We start from the raw sequence: 16,475 nt of genomic DNA, 5'->3' as shown, positions 1-16,475 counted from the left end.
TCCGTTTAGTGAGACGGTCGCTCCTCAGAATGGAGCGGAAATGAAACAGACCCGGAGCGAACTCCGAGCCTGCTTTCTCGATGTGATTACTTGATGAAGCTTGTATCGACAATATCGTCGAGGTTCGGCTTGTTCTTGATCACGCCAGCGTCAAGCAGGAGCTTGGTGGCTTCTTCCGAAAACTCCTTGAACTCGCCTTCAAAGAACTTCTGGTTGGCGGCCTTGTCCTGCCAGCGCAGATAAGCTGCGGATTTACCGAATTCTTCGCCCGACTGCTTCACGTCCTTGCCCATGATTTCGTAGGACTTAGCCTGATCGGCTGCGATCATTTCAAGCGCTTCGAAATAGCTGTTGGCGAGTGCCTTTGCGGCTTCCGGGTTCTTTTCAAGGAAATCCGGGGTGCAGCCAACGGTGTCCATGACAGCCGGATATTCGAGTGTTGTGGCAAGAATTTTGCCTTTGTCGGGTGCTGCACGTACCGTCGACAGATATGGTTCATAGGTCAGGGCAGCGTCGTTCTGCCCTGCAACGAAAGCCTGTGCAGCCGGTCCCGGCTCCATGTTGACGATCTTCACGTCCTTGGTGGTCATGCCATTCTTGGCCAGCATGAAGGCAAGGAAGAAGTACGGTGAAGTGCCGGGAGCCGACGCCGCAACCGTTTTGCCTTTGAGATCAGCAAAGGAATTGACATCACCACGCACGGCGATGCCGTCAGCGCCATAGGATTTGTCCATTTGGAAAATCTGCTTGGACTTCACGCCTGCCGAGTTCCAGATGATCCATGTTTCAACAGTGGTTGCAGCGCACTGAATATCGCCGGAAGCCAGAGCCAGATGGCGGCTTGCCTGTGGGATCTTGTTCAGCGTGACGTTGAGGCCGTTTTTCTTGAAGATGCCTGCTTCCTTGGCGAGCGTCAGCGGACCAAAGCCGGTCCAGCCGGAAAAACCAATCGAAACATTTGTTTCTGCCTGTGCGGCAGAAGCGAAGGTGAGCGCTGCAACCGCAGCGCCAGCCAACCAGGATGTTTTCATATGCGAGTACCCCTTTTATAGTGTTTTAAGCATATACATATCGGTTGCGGACAAATTAGCAGGGCGGAGATTTCTGTCCAGAGAGGCGCGTAAAGAATCCTTTGGCCGCCAAACTGTTCAAATTTCCCGTAGATTGTTGATTATACTTCTATAATCGAAATCCGATAGACGATCCCCTTACCAATAAGTTCTAGAGAAAACTGAGCCTCTCCCGACATGACCAAGCAATCATGCAGGCTCAGATGCGCGATTCTGCTGTCTGTTTTTAGATCGAAATTGCCTTCTGCACAGAAAATAAGCATGGTGCCGCGATTGGATGCAACAATTCTCGAATCATCAATGACGATGCGTTCGACGTGATGCGTGAAGCGTCCGCGTCGCGTCATGACGTTGAGATCGGTGATTGTTCCGTCGATGAGGCGGGCACCAGAGCTGGCATCGGCGGCAAAAGCAAAGGGCGCTGTCTCGCGGGTGAGGGTGGTTTCCACACCTTCAACATCGAGAACAATGCTGTTGCCTTCCAGCACCGACAATGTGCGATCAATGCCAGAGAAAACCGAAAACGGGCCGTCATTGGCAACGGTTGCTGTGGAAATGCGCCAGTCGAAATTATCGACTGACGCATTTTCAGGATTGATCGCAATTTCAACCGTTACACCGCCGCCGTTTTTCCATGGCATGTGTTTGTGGTCGGCGCTGCGTAAGATGTGCATGGATTAATTACCCAGGATGGCCGGCAGACGCAGACCCTGCTGCTTTGCCCAGTCGAGCGCTTCTTCATAGCCCGCATCGGCATGACGCATGACGCCGGTTGCCGGATCGTTCCACAATACGCGTCCGATGCGTTCATCTGCATCTTCCGTGCCGTCACAACAGATGACCATGCCCGAATGCTGAGAGAAGCCCATGCCGACGCCGCCACCATGATGGAGCGATACCCATGTTGCGCCCGATGCCGTGTTGAGCAGCGCATTGAGCAGCGGCCAGTCGGACACTGCATCCGAGCCGTCCTTCATGGATTCGGTTTCGCGGTTTGGCGAAGCAACCGAGCCGCTATCGAGGTGATCACGGCCAATGACGATAGGTGCTTTCAGTTCGCCGTTGCGGACCATTTCGTTGAAGGCGAGGCCGAGGCGGTGACGATCACCGAGACCAACCCAACAGATGCGCGCTGGCAGACCCTGAAACGCGATGCGTTCCTTCGCCATATCAAGCCAGTTGTGCAGATGTTTGTTGTCCGGCAGCAGCTCTTTAACCTTGGCATCAGTCTTTGCAATGTCTTCCGGGTCGCCGGAAAGGGCTGCCCAGCGGAAAGGTCCAATGCCGCGGCAGAACAGCGGACGGATATAGGCAGGTACGAAGCCCGGGAAGGCGAAGGCGTCTTCCAGACCTTCTTCCAGCGCCATCTGACGGATATTGTTGCCATAATCGACGGTTGGAATGCCCGCATTCCAGAAGTCGAGCATAGCCTGAACCTGCATTTTCATCGAAGCGCGGGCAGCTTTCGCAACGCCCTTCGGGTCGCTTTCCTGCTTTGCGCGCCATTCAGCAACGCTCCAGCCGATTGGCAGATAGCCGTGCACAGGATCATGGGCCGAGGTCTGATCTGTGACGATGTCTGGGCGCACGCCGCGCTTGACGAGTTCCGGGAAAACATCAGCGGCATTGCCGATCAGTGCAATAGACTTGGCTTCGCCTGCTTTGGTCCATTCGTCGATCTTGGCGAGGGCTTCATCGAGGCTGTGGGTCTTTTCATCGACATAACGGGTGCGCAGGCGGAAATCAGCGCGAGTTTCGTCGCACTCGACCGCGAGGCAGCAAGCGCCAGCCATAACGGCTGCGAGCGGCTGAGCGCCGCCCATGCCGCCCAAGCCGCCGGTCAGAATCCACTTGCCCTTGAGGTTGCCATCATAATGCTGGCGACCAGCTTCCACGAAGGTTTCATAGGTGCCCTGAACAATGCCCTGTGCGCCGATGTAAATCCACGAACCGGCGGTCATCTGGCCATACATGGCGAGACCCTTCTTATCCAGTTCGTTGAAGTGATCCCAAGTCGCCCAATGCGGCACGAGGTTGGAATTGGCGATCAGAACGCGCGGCGCATCCTTGTGGGTGCGGAACACGCCGACCGGCTTGCCCGACTGCACAAGCAGGGTTTCGTCGTCGTTGAGCGTCTTCAGCGTTGCAACGATACGGTCGAAATCGTCCCATGTGCGGGCAGCGCGACCAATGCCGCCGTAGACAACCAGCTCATGCGGGCGTTCGGCAACATCCGGGTCGAGATTGTTCATGAGCATACGCAGCGGCGCTTCGGTAAGCCAGCTCTTGGCGTTGAGTTCGGTGCCGCGTGGAGCACGAACGTCGCGTTCATTATGACGTGGGTTGGACACAGTGTTCTCCTCGAAATTATAGTTGGACGGCTATTGTTTGCAGCCGTTGCAAAAGGGTTTTGAGATGAATACGCAGCGGTTCAGCCTTGGTGGTATCATAGGCGAAGGGCACCGCTTCCGTTTCGAGATGGGTTGATTGCGCCAGTTCCATCTGGATGGCGTGGACGCCGGTTTCGGGCCTGCCGTAATGGCGCGTCGTCCAGCCGCCCTTGAAACGGCCATTGAGGATGGACGTGTAGCCGGTGGCGTTTTGGGTCACTTCCACGGCTGCGGCTTCGATCTTCGGATCGCAGGTTTTGCCTAAATCTGTGCCGATGTTGAAATCAGGCAGTTTGCCTTCAAACAGAAACGGAATATGCGAGCGGATCGAGTGGCAATCATAAAGGATCGCCACGCCATGGATCGCCTTCACGCGTTCGATTTCGGCTGAAAGCGCATCGTGATAAGGCTTGTGAAAGCGACTGATACGGTCAGCAATATCCGCTTCTTTAGGCGCTTCGCCGTCTTTCCAGATGGCAAGGCCATCGAAGTCGGTGGTCGGGATCAGTGTCGTGGTGTTCTGGCCGGGATAGAGGCTGACGCCTTCGGGATCGCGATTGGCATCGATGCAATAGCGATGAAAGGTGGCGCGGACGGTCGTGACATTGTCCAGCAGCCCGTCATAGAGCTGATGGATATGCCAGTCGGTGTCGGCGAGAATGCGGCCATTGTCATTGAGCCGTGCCCAGATGTCTTCCGGCACATCTGTTCCGGTGTGGGGCAGGCCGAGAATGACGGGTGATGAACCCTGATGGAGTTCAAAGGCGCTCATATCAGGCCTCCAGTGCAGGCAGGATGTTTGCGCTGATGCTGCCGGTAAAAGAGCCATCGGCGATGATGGAGCTTGCGCTTGCCAAATCGTTGGCCATGTAGCGATCAACTTCCAGCGTCGGCACATGCGCGCGCAGAACGGCGATGGCGTTTTTCAGTTCTGGACTGGTTTCGAGTGGGCCGCGCAGTTCGACGCCGAGTGCGCCGGTCAGTGCTTCAATGCCGATGATAGCGTTGAGGTTTTCGGTCATCTGCAACAGGCGGCGCGCACCGTGGCAGGCCATGGAAACGTGGTCTTCCTGATTGGCGGAGGTCGGTGTGGAATCAACCGATGCCGGATGCGCCATCTGCTTGTTTTCGCTCATCAGTGCTGCGGAGGTTACCTCCGCAATCATCAGGCCGGAATTGAGGCCCGGCTTTTTGGCAAGGAAGGCAGGCAGACCAAAGGACAGCGCTGGATCAACCAGAAGTGCAATCCGGCGCTGGGCAATTGCGCCAATTTCACAGACGGCAAGCGCGATCTGGTCGGCTGCGAAAGCAACAGGTTCGGCATGGAAATTACCACCTGAGACAACACTGTTATCGGAGAGAACCAGCGGGTTATCAGTAACGGCATTGGCTTCGATTTCCAGCGTGCGAGCGGCCTGACGCAGAATATCGAGACAGGCACCGTCAACTTGTGGCTGGCAGCGGATGCAATAAGGGTCCTGCACGCGTTGGTCTCCTTCAAGATGGCTCTCGCGAATGACCGAACCGGAAAGGAGATTGCGCAGTGCTGCGGCCGTATCGATCTGGCCCTGATGTCCGCGCAGGGTGTGAATATCCGGATGGAACGGGGCAGTTGAACCCATCGCCGCATCGGTCGAAAGCGCGCCGGTGATGAGGGCTGCCTGCAATGCACGATGTGCGCGAAACAGACCGGCCAATGCCAGTGCAGTCGAGGTCTGTGTGCCGTTGATCAGCGCCAGACCTTCTTTGGCAGCCAGAATAACCGGGTTTAGGCCTGCTTTCTTGAGCGCGTCAGCAGATGGCAGGCGTTCGCCCTGATAGAAGGCTTCACCTTCGCCAATCATGGTCGCTGCCATATGAGCGAGCGGTGCGAGATCGCCAGAAGCACCAACCGAACCCTTGGCCGGGATCATTGGTATCACGCCTTTTTCAAGCATGGCCTCGATGAGTGTAATGAGTTCGAGCCGCACGCCCGATGCACCACGGCCAAGCGAAATGAGTTTCAGCGCCATGATGAGGCGCACGATGTCTTCGCTCAGCGGTTCACCCACGCCACAGCAATGCGACAGGATCAGATTGCGCTGAAGTGTTGCCACGTCTTCGGGAGCAATACGGATAGAGGCAAGCTTACCAAAGCCGGTATTGATGCCATAAACCGGTGCATCGCCCGCGGCGATTTCGGCGATGCGTGCCGCTGCCTTTTCAACGCCCTTATGAAAGGACGGATCAATGCGGGCGGCGAGATTGCCGCGATAGATTTGTTCAAGTATGCCAAGCGAAACGCTGCCGGGACGAAGAACGAGGGACATGGAAAGCTCCATAAGAGCGCATCCCGAAAAGTGTGAAGCGGTTTTCGGACAAGATGCGCGTTGAAATAAACTCTGATTAAATTTGGCCTTTGAAAACCCGCTTCCAGAGCGGGTTGAAGCCAATGCGGTAAACAAGCTCTGCCGGACGCTCGACACTCCAGATGGCAAGATCCGCGTCCTTGCCGACTTCAAGCGTTCCGGTCTTGTCGAGCAAACCAAGGGCACGGGCTGCTTCGCGGGTGACGCCCGCAATGCATTCATCGACCGTCATACGGAACAGGGTTGCGCCCATGTTCATGGTGAGCAGAAGCGAGGTGAGCGGCGAAGTGCCGGGATTGTTGTCGGTTGCAAGCGCCATTTTGGTGCCAGCCGCGCGGAAAAGATCAACTGGCGGCTTTTGCGTTTCGCGGATGAAATAATAAGCGCCGGGAAGCAGAACTGCGACAGTTCCGGCCTTCGCCATGGCGGCTGCACCTTCCGCATCGGTATATTCGAGATGATCGGCGGAAAGCGCATCATATGAAGCGGCAAGAGCTGCGCCATGCAGATTGGAAAGCTGGTCTGCGTGGAGTTTGACCTGAAGGCCATGAGCCTTTGCGGCATCGAAAACGCATGCGATTTCGTCAGGCAGGAAGGCGATGCCTTCGCAGAATCCGTCCACTGCATCGGCGAGATTTTCGCTCGCAATAGCAGGCAGCATTTCGTTGACGATCTTGTCGATGAAAGCCGTTTTGTCGCCATTCATTTCCGGCGGCAGAGCGTGTGCGCCCAAGAAGGTCGTGCGAATAGCGACATCGCGTTCATGCCCAAGACGCCGAGCCGCACGCAATGACTTTGCTTCGCTTTCCGTATCGAGGCCATAACCCGATTTGACTTCAACCGTCGTCACGCCTTCAGCAATCAGCGCATCAAGGCGTGGCAGGGTTTCACGGACCAGATCATCTTCGCTGGCCGCACGCAGGTTTTTAACAGAGGAAACAATGCCGCCGCCCGCGCGCGCAACTTCTTCGTAAGTGGCACCATTCAGGCGCAGCTCAAATTCATGCGCGCGATTGCCTGCGTGGACCAGATGCGTGTGACAGTCGATCAGACCGGGCGTGATCAGGCGGTTTTCGCAGTCAATCTTCTCAAGCGAGGCATATTCAGCAGGAAGATCAATTTCTGCGCCGACATAAGCGATTTTGCCATCTTTGACGGCAGTTGCTGCAGCTTCGATCAAACCAAGTCCATCTGCCTTTTCCGATAGAGTGGCGATGCGTGCCTGCGTTAAAACGAAGTTCGATTTCTGTGTCATGAGCGTTTTCTCGCTTCCCCTGGTTTTCAATAATGTATATACATATTAACGGAACCGCCAAGAGAAAAAATGCATCCAATTGCTATCTGTTAAAAAATGGGTGGGTAAATTGGGCGGAATGAGGAGCTTCGCCGAATGTCAGCCGCAGTCCCAAAAACACAATTTATCCACGCTGGTCAGGCACTTTTGCATACGGGCTGGGCAGAGGATGTGCGGCTTGGCTTAGTTCAGGGAAAAATTGCTTCTGTCGAGATTGGCGTTGAAGCCAAAACGGGAGACGAGCGCTATGAGGTGATCGTAGCGGGGATGCCAAACCTTCACAGCCACGCGTTTCAATATGGCATGGCTGGCCTTGCTGAACGGCGCGGCCCATCGGCTGACAGTTTCTGGAGCTGGCGCGAGATCATGTATAAGTTCGCGCTGACCATGACGCCGGAACAGGCGGAAGCAGTCGCGTTGCGGCTCTATGTCGATATGCTGGAAGCCGGGTTTACCCGCGTTGGTGAGTTTCATTATCTGCATCATGATCGCGACGGCACGCCTTACAGCAATATCTCGGAAATGGCGGATCGCATTGTCTCGGCAGCGCAAACTGCTGGCATCGGTCTGACCTTGTTGCCGGTGCTTTATGCGCATTCAAGTTTTGGCGGTGCCGATCCCAATGAGGGGCAGCGCCGTTTCATCAACGATCAGCAGAGTTTTGCGCGGCTGATCGAGGGCTGCGAGAGGGCTCTTTCTGGCTTCGACGGTGCTGTGCTTGGCGTGGCGCCCCACAGCCTGCGTGCGGTCACCCCGGATGAGCTGACATTTGCAGCGAAGCTTTTGCCCGACGCGCCAGTGCATATTCACATTGCCGAGCAGGTAAAGGAAGTTGAGGACTGCATTGCGTGGTCTGGGCAGCGACCTGTCGAATGGCTGCTTGACCATCAGGAATTGTCGTCGCGCTGGTGCCTCATTCACGCAACGCACATGACCGATGCGGAAACCGTGCGCATGGCCGAGGCTGGTGCGATTGCGGGTCTTTGCCCGGTGACGGAGGCCAATCTCGGCGACGGCACTTTCAATGCAGCAGCGTTTGCTGCCGCGAGCGGCAAGTTTGGCATCGGGTCGGATTCGAACGTGCTGATCGGCATTGGCGATGAGTTGCGGCAGTATGAATATTCGCAGCGTTTGCTGCATCGCGCGCGCAATGTTCTGGCGAAAAATGAAGGCTCAACCGGACGAGCCTTGTTTGATGGTGCATTGGCAGGCGGCAATGTTGCCATGGGTCGCGAAGGCGATGGCTTGAAACAGGGTGCTTCGGCAGATTTTGTATCGCTTGATGTTGAGCGTTTGCCCCATGCGAAAGGGGATGCGGTTCTCGATGGCTGGATTTTTGCCGGTCGTGCGCGTGCCTCTGATGTGTGGGTGCGCGGCGTGAAACAGGTGGAGCGTGGACATCACCGCTTGCGCGATGCGGCAGAGCGTGCTTTCCAGAAAGCAATCGGCGAATTGCTGAACTAATTAAAGGGAACAAAGTGCAGGATATTTCATCCAGACAAAGCGAAGCTACGATATCGCTGCATCAGCGTATTCTGGATGATATTGAAACGCGCATTATTTCTGGCGAATGGCAGCCCGGTCATCGCATCCCGTTTGAGCACGAGCTGACCGAGTATTATAGTTGCTCGCGCATGACCGTGAACAAGGCGCTGACGCAGCTGGCAAAAGCCGGTCTGATTGAGCGAAAGCGCCGTTCGGGCAGCTTTGTTTCCTTCCCGCAGTCGCAAGCCGCGATTCTTGAAATCCATGATATTCGCGACGAGGTTGCAGCGCTTGGCGTGCCTTATCGTTTTGAGCTGCTGAAACGAAACGAGCGGTTGAGCGGCCCTGCCGATGCGCGCCATATCGACATGCCGCGACACACGCCGCTGATCGAACTTGTCTGCCGTCATTATGCAGGGAAGCGGGTCTTTGCGCTGGAAGAACGCTTCATCAGTCTCGATGCTGTGCCAAGTGCAGCCAGTACTAATTTTGCGGAGCAGTCACCCGGTCCATGGCTTGTTTCCTGCGTGCCGTGGAGCAATGCGCAGCATTCCATCCGAGCGGTTGTCTCAACCGAGGAAAACGCTGCGACGCTTGGTGTGCCTGCCGGTTCGCCCTGTCTTGTCGTCGAGCGCCAGACCTGGAACGCCGATCAGCCGGTGACGCATGTGCGCTTCACCTATCCCGGTGATAGTCATGCGCTTGTGGCGAAGTTTACGCCTTCTCAGAGTTAGTTTGAGTGATGTAATGTAACGTTATTACGCTTTTGGTGGCTTCGCACTTAGTGGCCGCTAAAATGATAATGTGCAGAATCCCTTGGACCACTTTCCGCAGAATGTGATTCATAGAGCAGTTTTGGTTCCGTACAAGGCCGCAAATTCTCTATCTAATTGTTTTTGCAAGCTATATTGTGAAATTGCTTCGCAGTTTTGTTAGAAATTCTCATGAAAAAAGCCGCCGCAGAGGAAAGCGGCGGCCAAGTTGCGGCTCGATCTGGGTGGTGATCAGGCCGCGCGTTTAAGCGCATCTCCGATCATGGAAACGATGGTGTCGATCTGTTCCTTTTCCACGATGAGCGGTGGCGAAAGCGCGATCACATCGCCGGTCACACGGATCAGAAGACCCTTCTTGAAGCAATCGACAAAGACATCGTAAGCGCGTGCGCCGATGGCGCCTTCGCGTGACGACAGTTCGATAGCGCCAACGAGGCCGAGGTTGCGGATGTCGATGACATTTGGTGCGTCTTTGAGCGAATGAAGTGCGTTCTGCCAATGCTCGGCCAGTTCTGCACCGCGGGTCAGAAGACCTTCTTCGGCGTAGATTTCAAGCGTGGCAAGACCGGCAGCACAGGCAACCGGATGGCCGGAATAGGTGTAGCCATGGAAGAGCTCGATGGCGTTTTCCGGGCCGGTCATCAGCGCATCATGTACTGTGCGGCTGGCGAAAACTGCACCCATCGGGATGGCGCCGTTGGTGAGGCCCTTGGCGGTGGTGACGAGATCAGGCTTTACGCCGAAATAATCGACAGCAAATGGTGTGCCGAGGCGTCCGAAGCCGGTGATGACTTCGTCATAGATCACCAGAATGCCGTGCTTGTCAGCGGTCGCGCGAATGCGTTCGAGATAGCCCTTTGGCGGAAGCACAACACCGGCAGAGCCGGACATTGGCTCAACGATGACGGCGGCAATCTTTTCTGCGCCGTGCAGCTGAACCAGACGTTCCAGATCGTCGGCAAGTTTAATGCCGTGTTCTGGCAAGCCCTTGGAGAATGCATTGCGGCCAATATCGAGCGTATGGCGCATGTGATCGGCAGGAATCTGCGGGAAGACGCGGCGGTTGTTGACGAGGCCACCGACAGAAATGCCGCCGAAGCCAACGCCGTGATAGCCTTTTTCACGGCCGATGATGAGGGTACGGGTGCCCTGACCAATGGCGCGCTGATAGGCGATGGCGATCTTCAGTGCGGTATCGACCGATTCCGAGCCGGAATTGGTGAAGAACACGCGATCAAGCTTGGCGTCCGGGCCGCCGGGCGCAATGGCTGCGAGCTTTTCGGCAAAGTCGAAAGCGACGTTGTGGCCCATCTGGAAGGTCGGCGCAAAGTCCATGGTCGAGATCTGGCGTTCAACGGCCTGAGTGATCTGCTTGCGGCCATGACCGGCATTGCAGCACCAAAGGCCAGCCGTGCCATCCAGAACCTGATGGCCGTCGACATCGGTGTAATACATGCCCGAAGCGCTTGCGAGCAGGCGTGGGGCGGCCTTGAACTGGCGGTTCGCCGTGAACGGCATCCAGAAGTTATCAAGACTTGGCGCGTTGGTGTTGTTAAGCATTAAGACCTCCTATTTTGAGAACAGGAGGCCATGCATTATCGAAGGCAACAAGTCCTTTTCTCTATAAATTTAACTTATTGAAACTACGTGCTATGAAATAAAAGTTTGTGATATATCGAACATCATAAACAATAAGGGGAACCGTCGATGAGCATCGATATCGGAGGCAGGCTACGCTATGTGCGAATGCGGCAGAATCTGTCTCAGCGAGAACTTGCAAAACGTGCTGGCGTGACCAATTCCACCATATCGCTGATCGAGGCCAATCAGTCCAATCCGTCGGTTGGTGCATTAAAGCGCATTCTGGATGGAATTCCTATCGGAATGGCCGAGTTTTTTGCGCTTGAGCCGGATGCGCCGCACAAGGTCTTCTATCAGGCGGATGAACTGGTGGAGATCGGCAAGGGGCCAATTTCCTATCGGCAGGTGGGGGATCATCTGTTTTCGCGCTCGTTGCAAATCCTCAAAGAGCGCTACGAGCCGGGGTCGGATACCGGCAAGGTTCTGCTCATGCATGAAGGTGAAGAGGGGGGCATCATCATTTCCGGTCGCATCGAAGTGACGGTCGGCAGCGAGCGCCGAATCTTGGGGCCGGGCGATGCCTATTACTTCTCAAGCAAGCTGCCGCATCGGTTCAAATGCGTGGGACCGGTGGCCTGCGAGGTGGTAAGCGCCTGCACACCACCAAGTTTCTAATCCGTTGCCCAAAGTGCCTATAGCGGCACGACCCATGAGCGCTTTATCTGCTGCATCGGGATTTCGGATTTTATATTCCGAACGCCTTTTATCTTGCCGATATATTCCATCTGGAATTTCCTGAAACCTTCCAGATCAGGCGTAATGACGCGCAGCAGAAAATCGCAATCACCCGCCATCAAATGGCATTCGACAATCTGCGGCAGCTTTTCAATCGCCTTCACAAAGCTTGTGACAGTCTCTTCATCTTGGCCTGTCAGCCATATGCGCACATAAACGGTGAAGCCCATTCCGAGCTTCGCAGCATCGACCAGAGCGACATAGCGTTCGATGAAGCCAGCATCTTCCAGCTGCTTCACCCGGCGAAGGCACGGGGAAGGGGAAAGGCCAACACGCTCGGCAAGTTCGGTGTTGTTAATCTTACCTTCCTGTTGGAGTACCCGGAGGATGGCACGATCAATTGCATCAATTGATGTTGGCATTATAATGCGCCTAATGACATATTGTTGATATTTACAGCCAATATTTTGTGTATTAAGAGCGTAAAAGCAACAATAATCTGCACGAATTGACGTATTTTCCCGGTTCGGAATGAGCGCATTGTTGCTCTTCAAAAAGGAAATAGTCGATGCGTAGTATGGATTTTGTCGAGGGGCAAAGCGGCGTCTCCCGGCGATCTGAAGGCCTGCGCGGCCTGCGGGAAGCCATTCCCGTCTGTCTGAGTTTTGTTCCGTTCGCACTGCTCTTGGGCGCACAGGCCACACAAAAGGGTCTGAGCCCGGTTGAAGTGCCGATGATGACCGGCCTGAATTTTGGCGGTGGTTCGGAATTTGCTGCCATTGGACTTTGGACGTCTCCGCCGCATATCCTGCTGATTGTCGCGATCACATTTCTGGTCAATAGTCGGCATTTCCTGATGGGTGCAGCGCTTGCGCCGCTTATCAAGCATCTGCCGAAGCGCAAGGCTTTTCTGACGCTGTTCTTCATGTGTGACGAGAGCTGGGCCATGGGACTTGCTGATGCGCGCAAGTCGGGCAACCGTTTCAGCATTCGCTATTATTTTGGCGCCGCACTTGGCCTTTACGCAACCTGGATTTTCTTCACGACTGTCGGCGCGCTGGTTGGTCCGGTTCTTGGTGACGTGAAGCGCTTCGGCTTCGATATGGCGTTTCCAGCAGTCTTTATCGTTATTCTTGCCAGCATGTGGAAGGGGCCGGTTGCCGCTCTGCCATGGCTCGTGAGCCTTATTGTTGCGGGCATAACCTATCTGAGCATTCCTGGCGCCTGGTATGTGCCAGCGGGTGTCGCTGCTGGCCTGATCGTGGCCTGGAAGCAGGCAAAGCCAGAATGATGATCGATCCTATCCACGCTCTGACCATATTGCTGATGGCGTCGGTCACTTACATGACCCGCATCGGCGGTTACATTTTCCTTCGAAATCGCACTTTGAGCCCGCGAGCGCAGATGCTGCTGGAAAGCGCGCCCGGCTGCGTGCTGATCAGCGTTATTGCGCCAGAGTTTTTCACCGGTAATCCAGCCGATATGATTGCACTTGCGCTGACCATTGCCGCCGCAACACGGTTTCCGATGCTCGTTACGGTCGTTGTGGCAATTGCATCGGCCGGATTGCTGCGCCATATGATTGGCTGAGTGAACAGCTCAATTATATCGCGCAATGCTAAGGTCGTCGGCGCGTATATCCGGTGTGTTGCCGGATATGAGGTCAGCAAGCAGCTTGCCTGAGCCCGGTCCCATGGTCCAGCCAAGTGTGCCATGGCCCGCATTGATGAACACGTTGTCGTAGCGTGTTGCACCGATGATCGGCGTTGAATCCGGGGTCATCGGACGCAGTCCAGACCAGAAGGTTGCAGCCTTGAGATCGCCACCAGGGAACAGGTCGCTCACCGACAGATCGAGCGTTGCGCGACGTGCAGCCGGCAGGTCTTTGGTAAAGCCGGAGACTTCGGCCATGCCACCCACACGGATGCGGTCGCCAAGGCGGGTGATGGCAATCTTGTAGCTTTCATCAAGCACGGTCGAGACCGGAGCCAGTTCTTCATTGATGATCGGAGCCGTGATCGAATAGCCTTTGACCGGATAGATCGGAGCGTTCAGGCCAAGCGACTTGACCAGAGCGGGCGTGTAGCTGCCAATTGCCACGACATAGCGATCAGCCGTCAGAACACCTTCTGAAGTCTCAACGCCGGAAACCTTGCCGCCAGAGATCAGCAGCGATTTGATGTCGACGCCGAAGCGGAATTTGACGCCAAGGCCTTCGGCGATTTTGGCCAGTTCATTGGTGAATTTGAAGCAATCGCCGGTTTCGTCATGGGGCAGGCGCAGACCACCGACGAACTTGTCTCTGGCGCGGGCCAGAGCAGGCTCAACCCGCACGCAATCTTCGCGGTCGAGCACTTCAAACGGCACGCCATCCTGACGCAGAACTTCAATATCCTTGCCGATGCCGTCGAGCTGATACTGCTCGCGGAACAGCTGCAAAGTGCCCTGTGTGCGCTGGTCATATTGAATGCCTGTTTCCTCGCGCAGTGCGACAAGGCAATCGCGGCTATATTCGGCCACACGAACCATGCGGGTTTTATTGATCTTGTAGCGACTCTCGGTGCAGTTCGCGAGCATCTGCAACAGCCAGCTATATTGCTTTGGATCTGTGGTCAGGCGGAGAACCAGCGGTGCATGTTTCTGGAAAAGCCACTTGGCGGCTTTCATAGGAACGCCGGGTGCTGCCCATGGCGATGCATAGCCCGGCGAAACCTGCCCGGCATTGGCGAAGCTGGTTTCCAGTGCAGGACCTTCCTCGCGGTCAACGACAGTGACTTCATGGCCAAGCTTGGCCAGATAGTAGGCGCTGGTGACGCCGATGACGCCGCTGCCGAGAATGGTGATCTGCATTGTTCGCCTCTTATTATTATGCGTGTGTGCCAGTTTCGCTATCGACGTAAACGCGGGTATAGCGGTGGCCTAACGAAGTCAGGATTTCATAAGGAATGGTGTCACAATCCCGCGCTACATCTTCGAGCCGCTGATGTGGTCCGACGAGTTCGACCAGACTGCCGAGCTTGAGCGTGTCTTCTGGAAGTGCTGTTACATCGAGCGTGATCGAATCCATCGAAACACGACCAACAATCGGCAGGCGCGTGTCGCCATAGAAAGCCGAGCCTTTATTGCTCAAAGCGCGGAACCAACCATCGGCATAACCGACCGCAATGGTTGCAATCCGCGTAGGCTTGCTTGCTACGAATGTGCCGCCGTAACCGACTGCCGCACCCTTATCGATGTCACGCACCTGGATAACACGCGCTGATAGCTCAAGGACCGGCTTCATAGGATTCTCGCCCCTTTCAGGACCGACGCCATAGAGGGCTACGCCGGGACGGGCGAGATTGTAGTGATAGGTGTTGTCAAGGAAACAGCCGCCGGAATTTGAAAAGGCCACAGGCAGTTTTGGCAAACGTGCGAGAGCTGTATTCATGGCCGCAAGCTGGCGGGCATTTGCCGGGTTTTCCGGTTCATCGCCGCTTGCAAGATGGCTGATGACGAATTTTACATCGATATGGTCAAGCAGATGCTGGTCATCGACCAGTTGATCAAGTTCTTTGGCTGACAGACCAAGGCGCGACATGCCGGTATCGATTTGCAGCAGAGCGGGCAGTTTTTCGTTCAGGCTTGCGGCAAGTGCCGACCAGTTTTCAATCTGCTCCAGTGAGTTGAGAACAGGCAGGATGTTCTCACGTGCGCAGGCAGCTTCCGTGCCGGGCTGAAGGCCATTCAACACATAAAGCGTCGCATCAGGATTGAGAAAAGGGCGCAGCGTAATTGCTTCGCCAAGATGGGCGACGAAGAAATCGCGGCAGCCTGCGTCATAGAAAGCTGGCGCTACGCGGTCGGCGCCCAAGCCATAAGCGTCAGCTTTGACAACAGCAGCTGCGCGGGTTGGCGCGATGCGCTTTGCAATCGTCGAGTAATTGTGACGCAGGGCTGCCAAGTCGATGGTGAGAACACCGCCTGCGGCGAGGTCTCGTTCCGTTTGAGAAAAATGCATCGACATATCGGTCATTTCCAGTGCGCTCGGTTTGTTAGTGGGATGCCTGGAATTTAATCCGCTTCCTCCCAAAAGCACATTGTTTAGGTGTCGGGCTTTTGCGGCTGACTGGTCGCTATTCCTTGCCCCCAAAGCAATAGAGACCATGATAGTCGAAGACTATTCGAATGTTTTTGCATTTTGTCGTAGATTATGCGAAAATTAGCATGATTTACGCACTTATTAGCTCATTGTTCGAAGAATATTCATGGCGACACTGGACAGCATAGACCGCAATATCATCCGTTCTTTAAGACGCGATGGCCGTATGACAAACAGCCAGCTTGCCAGCGAAGTTGGCCTTTCGCAGTCGGCCTGTCTCAGGCGCGTGCAGATACTTGAGGAAAGCGGTGTTATTCGCGGTTATACCGCGATTGTCGGTTCTTCTGGGGGCGATGAGCGGCTGGTTGCAATCGTTCGCATCACGTTGGATCGCCAAACGGAAGAATATCTCAATCGTTTTGAAGAAGCTGTGCGCCGCCATCCGGAAGTGCAGGAATGCTACCTGATGACGGGGGATGCTGATTACATCCTGCGGGTCGAAGCAGAAAACGCGGCCTCCTATGAAATCATTCACAAGGAAATTCTATCACGTCTGCCCGGCGTTGCGCGCATTCATTCAAGCTTTGCAATCCGCACGGTGCTTCTCTCAAAAGCACCGGCTGCACGAGCATAAAAAAGCCCGGCAAAATGCCGGGCTTTTCGATAGTGACTAAAGCATGTCGCGCTCAAATGGATTCATTTAACGTTCGCGAACATG

Annotated in this window: 16 protein-coding genes; 6 read left to right on the top strand and 10 right to left on the bottom strand. The window is 55.3% G+C overall.

The genetic code is table 11. The features are described 5' to 3' along the window. Window positions 1–86: 86 nt before the first annotated feature. The 6 genes from CES85_RS18135 to hutI all read right to left on the bottom strand — a co-directional run bounded on the left by CES85_RS18135 (window position 87) and on the right by hutI (window position 7,063). Window positions 87–1,031 carry an ABC transporter substrate-binding protein gene (locus CES85_RS18135; protein WP_095447186.1) on the bottom strand — a complete coding sequence of 315 codons (945 nt, stop codon included), beginning with the start codon at window positions 1,029–1,031 and terminating at the stop codon, window positions 87–89. A 140-nt stretch (window positions 1,032–1,171) separates the two neighbouring features. Continuing rightward, window positions 1,172–1,744, bottom strand: a complete 573-nt coding sequence (locus CES85_RS18130; RefSeq protein WP_095447185.1) for a HutD/Ves family protein — start codon at window positions 1,742–1,744, stop codon at window positions 1,172–1,174. A 3-nt stretch (window positions 1,745–1,747) separates the two neighbouring features. Continuing rightward, the gene (gene hutU, locus CES85_RS18125) at window positions 1,748–3,421 is read right to left on the bottom strand and encodes a urocanate hydratase (RefSeq protein WP_095447184.1); all 1,674 of its coding nucleotides are present in this window, start codon (window positions 3,419–3,421) and stop codon (window positions 1,748–1,750) included. A gap of 16 nt (window positions 3,422–3,437) precedes the next feature. Next, entirely contained in the window at window positions 3,438–4,232 is a 795-nt protein-coding gene (gene hutG, locus CES85_RS18120) for an N-formylglutamate deformylase (protein WP_095447183.1), read from the bottom strand. A gap of 1 nt (window position 4,233) precedes the next feature. After that, complete coding sequence (gene hutH, locus CES85_RS18115; protein ID WP_095447182.1) at window positions 4,234–5,769, bottom strand: histidine ammonia-lyase; 1,536 nt, start codon at window positions 5,767–5,769, stop codon at window positions 4,234–4,236. Window positions 5,770–5,845: 76 nt separating this feature from the next. After that, entirely contained in the window at window positions 5,846–7,063 is a 1,218-nt protein-coding gene (hutI, locus tag CES85_RS18110; RefSeq protein WP_095447181.1) for an imidazolonepropionase, read from the bottom strand. Between the two features lie 135 nt (window positions 7,064–7,198). On the opposite strand from hutI, the gene CES85_RS18105 reads away from it, so the two are divergent. Both CES85_RS18105 and hutC read left to right on the top strand, forming a co-directional pair. Further along, entirely contained in the window at window positions 7,199–8,566 is a 1,368-nt protein-coding gene (locus tag CES85_RS18105; RefSeq protein ID WP_095447180.1) for a formimidoylglutamate deiminase, read from the top strand. Window positions 8,567–8,580: 14 nt separating this feature from the next. After that, window positions 8,581–9,321 carry a histidine utilization transcriptional repressor HutC gene (hutC, locus tag CES85_RS18100; RefSeq protein ID WP_095447179.1) on the top strand — a complete coding sequence of 247 codons (741 nt, stop codon included), beginning with the start codon at window positions 8,581–8,583 and terminating at the stop codon, window positions 9,319–9,321. A gap of 270 nt (window positions 9,322–9,591) precedes the next feature. Here the strand turns inward: hutC and aptA are convergent, their stop codons facing one another. Further along, entirely contained in the window at window positions 9,592–10,920 is a 1,329-nt protein-coding gene (aptA, locus tag CES85_RS18095) for an omega-aminotransferase AptA (protein WP_095447178.1), read from the bottom strand. Window positions 10,921–11,067: 147 nt separating this feature from the next. Between aptA and CES85_RS18090 the strand changes: the two genes are divergently transcribed. Continuing rightward, window positions 11,068–11,616 carry a cupin domain-containing protein gene (locus CES85_RS18090; protein ID WP_095447177.1) on the top strand — a complete coding sequence of 183 codons (549 nt, stop codon included), beginning with the start codon at window positions 11,068–11,070 and terminating at the stop codon, window positions 11,614–11,616. A 17-nt stretch (window positions 11,617–11,633) separates the two neighbouring features. Here the strand turns inward: CES85_RS18090 and CES85_RS18085 are convergent, their stop codons facing one another. Continuing rightward, on the bottom strand, window positions 11,634–12,098 hold the full coding sequence (locus CES85_RS18085; RefSeq protein WP_079212180.1) for an Lrp/AsnC family transcriptional regulator: 465 nt from the start codon (window positions 12,096–12,098) through the stop codon (window positions 11,634–11,636). Window positions 12,099–12,253: 155 nt separating this feature from the next. Here CES85_RS18085 and CES85_RS18080 point away from each other — a divergent pair, with 155 nt between their 5' ends. After that, window positions 12,254–12,967 (top strand): AzlC family ABC transporter permease, encoded by a 714-nt coding sequence (locus CES85_RS18080; protein WP_095447176.1) that lies wholly within the window; start codon window positions 12,254–12,256, stop codon window positions 12,965–12,967. Further along, entirely contained in the window at window positions 12,967–13,266 is a 300-nt protein-coding gene (locus CES85_RS18075) for an AzlD family protein (RefSeq protein ID WP_095447956.1), read from the top strand. Before CES85_RS18080 ends, CES85_RS18075 begins: the two co-directional genes overlap by 1 nt. 9 nt (window positions 13,267–13,275) lie before the next feature. Here CES85_RS18075 and CES85_RS18070 read toward each other — a convergent pair whose 3' ends face one another. Together CES85_RS18070 and alr are read right to left on the bottom strand one after the other, a co-directional pair. Further along, the gene (locus tag CES85_RS18070; protein ID WP_095447175.1) at window positions 13,276–14,526 is read right to left on the bottom strand and encodes a D-amino acid dehydrogenase; all 1,251 of its coding nucleotides are present in this window, start codon (window positions 14,524–14,526) and stop codon (window positions 13,276–13,278) included. A gap of 16 nt (window positions 14,527–14,542) precedes the next feature. Next, window positions 14,543–15,691 (bottom strand): alanine racemase, encoded by a 1,149-nt coding sequence (gene alr, locus CES85_RS18065; protein WP_095447174.1) that lies wholly within the window; start codon window positions 15,689–15,691, stop codon window positions 14,543–14,545. A 232-nt stretch (window positions 15,692–15,923) separates the two neighbouring features. On the opposite strand from alr, the gene CES85_RS18060 reads away from it, so the two are divergent. Beyond that, window positions 15,924–16,391, top strand: a complete 468-nt coding sequence (locus CES85_RS18060; RefSeq protein ID WP_095447173.1) for an Lrp/AsnC family transcriptional regulator — start codon at window positions 15,924–15,926, stop codon at window positions 16,389–16,391. Window positions 16,392–16,475 lie beyond the last annotated feature (84 nt).

Source organism: Ochrobactrum quorumnocens, from assembly GCF_002278035.1.
Classification (GTDB): Bacteria; Pseudomonadota; Alphaproteobacteria; order Rhizobiales; family Rhizobiaceae; genus Brucella; species Brucella quorumnocens.
This window is presented reverse-complemented; position numbering and strand designations above follow the sequence as displayed.

Bases quoted from the DNA above. Each gene is read 5' to 3' on its own strand.
- CES85_RS18135 (WP_095447186.1), bottom strand. From the start codon at position 1,031: ATGAAAACATCCTGGTTGGCTGGCGCTGCGGTTGCAGCGCTCACCTTC.
- CES85_RS18130 (WP_095447185.1), bottom strand. From the start codon at position 1,744: ATGCACATCTTACGCAGCGCCGACCACAAACACATGCCATGGAAAAAC.
- hutG (WP_095447183.1), bottom strand. From the start codon at position 4,232: ATGAGCGCCTTTGAACTCCATCAGGGTTCATCACCCGTCATTCTCGGC.
- hutH (WP_095447182.1), bottom strand. From the start codon at position 5,769: ATGTCCCTCGTTCTTCGTCCCGGCAGCGTTTCGCTTGGCATACTTGAA.
- hutI (WP_095447181.1), bottom strand. From the start codon at position 7,063: ATGACACAGAAATCGAACTTCGTTTTAACGCAGGCACGCATCGCCACT.
- CES85_RS18105 (WP_095447180.1), top strand. From the start codon at position 7,199: ATGTCAGCCGCAGTCCCAAAAACACAATTTATCCACGCTGGTCAGGCA.
- aptA (WP_095447178.1), bottom strand. From the start codon at position 10,920: ATGCTTAACAACACCAACGCGCCAAGTCTTGATAACTTCTGGATGCCG.
- CES85_RS18090 (WP_095447177.1), top strand. From the start codon at position 11,068: ATGAGCATCGATATCGGAGGCAGGCTACGCTATGTGCGAATGCGGCAG.
- CES85_RS18085 (WP_079212180.1), bottom strand. From the start codon at position 12,098: ATGCCAACATCAATTGATGCAATTGATCGTGCCATCCTCCGGGTACTC.
- CES85_RS18080 (WP_095447176.1), top strand. From the start codon at position 12,254: ATGGATTTTGTCGAGGGGCAAAGCGGCGTCTCCCGGCGATCTGAAGGC.
- CES85_RS18075 (WP_095447956.1), top strand. From the start codon at position 12,967: ATGATCGATCCTATCCACGCTCTGACCATATTGCTGATGGCGTCGGTC.
- CES85_RS18070 (WP_095447175.1), bottom strand. From the start codon at position 14,526: ATGCAGATCACCATTCTCGGCAGCGGCGTCATCGGCGTCACCAGCGCC.
- alr (WP_095447174.1), bottom strand. From the start codon at position 15,691: ATGACCGATATGTCGATGCATTTTTCTCAAACGGAACGAGACCTCGCC.
- CES85_RS18060 (WP_095447173.1), top strand. From the start codon at position 15,924: ATGGCGACACTGGACAGCATAGACCGCAATATCATCCGTTCTTTAAGA.